The 3,824-nt window shown below is 27.9% G+C and carries 5 protein-coding genes; 3 read left to right on the top strand and 2 right to left on the bottom strand.

Going from position 1 to position 3,824, the window contains the following annotated elements:
- A partial coding sequence (locus Q0V15_RS12405) for a hypothetical protein (protein ID WP_297439456.1) occupies positions 1-533 on the bottom strand: 533 nt, incomplete at its 3' end.
- Between the two features lie 370 nt (positions 534-903).
- On the opposite strand from Q0V15_RS12405, the gene Q0V15_RS12400 reads away from it, so the two are divergent.
- The 3 genes from Q0V15_RS12400 to Q0V15_RS12390 are packed head-to-tail and all read left to right on the top strand — an operon-like array spanning position 904 to position 3,078.
- Complete coding sequence (locus Q0V15_RS12400) at positions 904-1,698, top strand: amino acid ABC transporter substrate-binding protein (RefSeq protein WP_297439455.1); 795 nt, start codon at positions 904-906, stop codon at positions 1,696-1,698.
- Between the two features lie 25 nt (positions 1,699-1,723).
- Positions 1,724-2,365 carry an amino acid ABC transporter permease gene (locus tag Q0V15_RS12395; protein ID WP_297439454.1) on the top strand — a complete coding sequence of 214 codons (642 nt, stop codon included), beginning with the start codon at positions 1,724-1,726 and terminating at the stop codon, positions 2,363-2,365.
- A gap of 11 nt (positions 2,366-2,376) precedes the next feature.
- Positions 2,377-3,078: an amino acid ABC transporter ATP-binding protein gene (locus tag Q0V15_RS12390; protein WP_297439453.1), complete on the top strand. Its 702-nt coding sequence runs from the start codon at positions 2,377-2,379 to the stop codon at positions 3,076-3,078.
- 72 nt (positions 3,079-3,150) lie between these two features.
- Here Q0V15_RS12390 and Q0V15_RS12385 read toward each other — a convergent pair whose 3' ends face one another.
- Complete coding sequence (locus Q0V15_RS12385; RefSeq protein ID WP_297439452.1) at positions 3,151-3,711, bottom strand: hypothetical protein; 561 nt, start codon at positions 3,709-3,711, stop codon at positions 3,151-3,153.
- Positions 3,712-3,824 lie beyond the last annotated feature (113 nt).

The following is a 3,824-nucleotide window of genomic DNA, read 5'->3' as shown; positions in this document are numbered from 1 at the left end:
ATTGTTATATTATCAGTTTGTCTATTAACACTAACATATCCACTATCTTCTAACTTATTTAATATTTCAGATTTAGGAATCGTAACAAATCCAACTTTTCCTGAGTCATAATGTAAAACTGATTTACCATCTTCATGCTTAACATTTAAAACAATCTTAGCTTGAGATGCTACTCCATGTAATTTAGCTGTTAAATATACATCTAAATGTTTATCACTTGGCTCTATTTTAACTCCTGTAATAATTTTCTTTGCTGTTGGTGATTTTGACACTGCATAAGCTGCCATACTTGATAAATCATTTGAAGTAAGTTCAACTTTTTTAGTTTCACCCTTTACATTATTTGAATTTAACTCTTGTTTCACCTGATTAAACTTTTGAGATACTGCCGTAACATTACTTTGACTAACACCTGACACCTGTGTAGTTGCTACACTTGGACTAAATGAAACTAAATAAATCCCAACAAGTATAGCTATGATTATAAGAATCGCTATGATGATTCCTATAATTACTTTTATTCCTTTTTTCATTTTAAAACATCTCCCTTATCTTTAGTATCATATTAATTTTTTAATATGTAATTATAAATATTTTACAGGATATTTATGGCAATGCAAAAACAACATTAATACACTTTAATGAAAATAAATTTTAGCCTTCAAGCAATTACTTGAGTAACAATCCTTCTAATTCATTAAAATCTATATTTTTCTATAAGTTCAAATTTATTTGTCTCATTTTTATCACTTAATAATATACTAAACATTATAACTATATTTAGCATAATCACTTTATGGATTTATTTTACAAATAATTATTGACTTTCTTACTTTAGCATAGTAAAGTGTTAACTAGATAGAGTTTTAATTATGAAATTATTAATTTTAGGGGGATATATAAATGAAATTCAAATTTAAACCAGCTATATTTTTAGGGCTTAGCATATTATTTATAGGTTCAATATTTACAGCATGTGGAACATCTGATAAATCTGTAGATGAAAAGACAGATAAAAGAACAATCACAATAGGACTTGATGATACTTTTGTACCAATGGGATTTAGAGATGAAAATGGTGACCTTACAGGATTTGATGTAGACCTTGCAACAGCAGTTCTTACAAATCTTGGATATGACTTTGAGTTCCAACCTATAAATTGGGATATGAAAGAAACTGAATTAAATAATAGCAATATAGATGCTATTTGGAATGGTTATACAAAAACACCTGAAAGAATGGAGAAAGTTGCTTTAACTGATGCCTATATGAATAATACACAGGCTATCATCACTTTAAATGATTCACCTATAAACTCAAAAGCAGATTTAAAAGATAAAGCTATTGCAACACAAACTGCTTCAAGCTCACTTGATGCTATAGAAAAAGATAAAGAAATTGCTACGGCAATAAAAGATGGTGAGCCTATCCTTTTTGATACTTTTAATGATGCATTTATGGATTTAGAGGCTGGTAGAGTTGATGCTGTTATAGCTGATGAAATTCTTGCTAGATATTATATAGCTCAAAGAGATTCTTCTAAATATAAAATACTAGATGATAATCTTGCAAATGAAGAATATTGTGTTGGGGTTAGAAAAGATGATACACAATTTCTTAAAGAACTTAATTCTGAATTTGCTAAAATGAAAGAATCTGGTGAGTTTGATGAAATAAAGGATAAATGGTTCAAATAAATAATAATTTAAGGGAGTTTTAATTATGGATTATGTAGGTTCACTGTTACCACAAATGCTCGAAGGTCTTGTAGTTACATTAAAAGTATTCTTTGTAACATTATTATTTTCCGTACCACTTGGTATGGGAGTTGCACTTTGTAGAATATCACATATCAAAATAATAAAATCAATCAGTGGAATCTATGTATGGGTAATGAGAGGAACTCCTCTACTTCTTCAACTTGTAGTCATATTTTTTGGTCTACCTTTAGTTGATATTAATCTTGATAGATTTCCCGCTGCTATACTTGCCTTTGTCCTAAATTACGCTGCTTACTTTGGCGAAATATTTAGAGCTGGTATACTTGATGTTGATAATGGTCAAATAGAAGCTAGTGAAATCCTTGGATTTTCTAAAGCACATACACTTATAAGAATTGTAATGCCTCAAATGATTAAGAAAGTTTTCCCTGCAATTGCAAATGAAGTTATAACTCTTGTAAAAGATACTTCACTTGTTTATGTAGTTGGACTTGGAGAACTTCTTCGTGCTGGTAAAATAGCTAGTAATAGAGATGCATCACTTGCACCATTATTCTTAGTTGGGGCTATTTATCTTATTGTCATTGCAATACTTACATTAGTTTTCAATAAACTTGAAGAAAAATATTCTTATTATAATTAGGAGGTGTTTTTATGTTGGAAATACGAAATTTAAATAAATCATTTAAAAATGTTACTGCTTTAAAAGATATAAATATTAATATAGCTAAAGGTGATATTTTAAGTATCATTGGTGAATCTGGCGCTGGTAAAACAACTCTACTTCGTTCATTAACTGGTCTTGAAAAGTGTAATTCTGGAACTATAAAAATTGAAGATACTTACCTTTTGAAAAATAATAAATACTGTTCTTCAAAAGAACTTTTAACTATTAGAAAAAAAATTGGACTAGTCTTTCAAGGCTTTAATTTATTTCCTCATATGACTGTCCTTGAAAATATAATAGAATCACCAATACATGTCCATAAAATAAAAAAAGATGAAGCAATTGCAGATGCTAAAAAACTTCTTTTAAAACTTGGAATTTCAGAAAAAGAAAATTCTTATCCTTTTGAACTATCAGGTGGGCAAAAACAAAGAGTTGCTATTGCAAGAGCTTTAATTCTAAATCCATCATATATTTGCTTTGATGAACCTACTTCAGCACTTGATCCTAAAACTACTTTAGAAGTTGCAAATATTATAAAAAGCTTATCTAGTGACATTGGTGTGATTATAATAACTCATGATATGGATTTTGCAAAACTTATCTCTAGTAGAATTGTTGAACTTGCTGATGGTAAAATAATTTCTGATACATCATCAAATAACTATTGGTGTCAAAAAGCTAATTAATAAAAAGAGGTGATTTTAGTTCAATACTAAAATCACCTCTTTTCTTATATATACTATTTTCATTTTATTCTTTTAACTTAAGTCATCTGTTTTATCTACTATATCATTAATTGCTTCATCTGTTTCAGATTCTTTAGTTTTTTGAACTTCTTGAACTTCTTCTATTTTCTCCGCTTCTTGCTTTTCAAATCTATTTCGCACTTCTACATCTGATAATATTTTTAGTTTATTAAGCTTCATAACTGAAATAATACAGTTTATAAAACCAATTACTGGTACAAGTAGATACCAAATTTCTACATCATTAATAGCTAGTCCTATTATTACAAGCAGTAATGCAAGTGTTGATGTTATTGCATAAATTACTATAGTTTTAAAATTCTTAAACCTTTCTTTAGCAGAATCCCTTTCTAAAAGAATAATCATCTCTGATATAAAAATAGATGCATCATCATTGTTTTTAAGTGATTCTATCATCCCATCTATCTTAACATCACTATTATTATTAACCTTTTGTATAAGCTTACCTATCTTTGGCAAATTTTTAGGATTTATATGTTTATTCTTATCAAGTAAATCTTTTGACTGAAAATAGAATTTTTTAAGTTCTAACAAATCATTATTTTTCTCCATCTTTTCTACTCCCCTACATTCTATAATGTTTTATCTTTAGTTTATATTCATACTTATTTACCTTTCTATTATAAGGGGTAACATATATTTCTGTATATCAACTTTAGTAATTT

The organism is uncultured Clostridium sp., from assembly GCF_947036855.1.
GTDB lineage: Bacteria > Bacillota > Clostridia > Clostridiales > Clostridiaceae > Sarcina.
The sequence above is the reverse complement of the archived record's forward strand: the minus strand, read 5'-3'. Positions and strand labels throughout refer to the sequence as shown.